1 protein-coding gene is annotated in these 1,136 nt (G+C 66.8%); it reads left to right on the top strand.

Translation table 11 applies throughout. The features are described from left to right. Positions 1-328: 328 nt before the first annotated feature. Positions 329-1,126 (top strand): GAF and ANTAR domain-containing protein, encoded by a 798-nt coding sequence (locus tag ABV518_RS07705; protein ID WP_367766296.1) that lies wholly within the window; start codon positions 329-331, stop codon positions 1,124-1,126. Positions 1,127-1,136 lie beyond the last annotated feature (10 nt).

The raw sequence follows: 1,136 nt of genomic DNA on the forward strand, positions 1-1,136 counted from the left end.
CACGGGCCGAATGTGAGTACTCGTCACCAAAACCAAGTACTACCTAATCTGAAAAACGAGTACCGATTACCCGTTCTCTCTGGTGCCCGCGGGAACTACTTTCGACTGAGAGAACGAACTCAAATTGCTCACTTGGGGGTGTGAGGAAAGGGAATGCGAGCAGGACCCGGATATTGCGGCTTCCCGGCCCCCAGGACCGGGGCAATAAGCGGGGCCGGCGACGAGGAGGTCTTTGAGACCAAGGCCTCTCCCCCAGCCGTCGCCGGCCCTTCACTCGCGCCGCCCGGTCCTCCGTGCGCCATCCCGCCCGGCAGTTGCTGACCGAGCCATGAACAGTCCGTGCTCGCCATCCCCGGCCCCGATCGATGGGGCGGAAACACCCCGCGGCGCCGTCGACCTCCCGGAATTGGACGGACTGCGCGACGGGCTTTTGCTCGATCTCGTGACGGGCGCCCAAAGTCTTGCCGAGTCACTGGACACGCTGGCCCGGATGGCCGGGGCAACACTCACCAAGTCCGTGGGCGGCGTCGCCGAGTGCGCCGTGGTGCTGCACGCCGGCAAGCACACCACCGTGGCGGGGACGGCCGGCCACCCATGCGCGCTGGCCTCGCGGGAACTCGAACTGGGCGAGGGCCCCCTGACTGATGCCCTGGCCACAGGACTCCCGGTAGCGGCAAACCACCTTGCCACGGATTTCCGCTGGCCCGAATACAGGCGCCACGTGAGGCCCGCCGGCTATAGGAGCGTCCTGGCCGTACAGCTGCAGCTGGACGACGGCGCGCAGTCGGCCTTGGCGTTTTTTGCCGCCAGGACGGCGGCATTTCCGCAGGCCGTGGTCGCCGCGGCCCTCGGCTTTGCGGACCTCGCATCGCGTAGCCTCAGGCTGGCCCTGGAGCTCCGGGAAGCCCGGACTTCCGCGGCCGATCTCCGCTCGGCACTGGAGAGCCGGACCTCCATCGACATCGCCTGCGGGGTGATCATGGCGGAGAACAGGTGCTCCTACCGGGAGGCGTTTGGCATCATCTCCAAGGCCTCCAGCCACCGGAACATCAAGCTCCGCAAAGTGGCCGAAGACATCCTGGACAACCTCCCGGACGGCGCGCCCCGCACCCACTTCGACCACTGAAGCAGGGGTC

The organism is Arthrobacter sp. HS15c (assembly GCF_040812005.1).
In the GTDB taxonomy this organism is placed as follows: domain Bacteria; phylum Actinomycetota; class Actinomycetes; order Actinomycetales; family Micrococcaceae; genus Arthrobacter.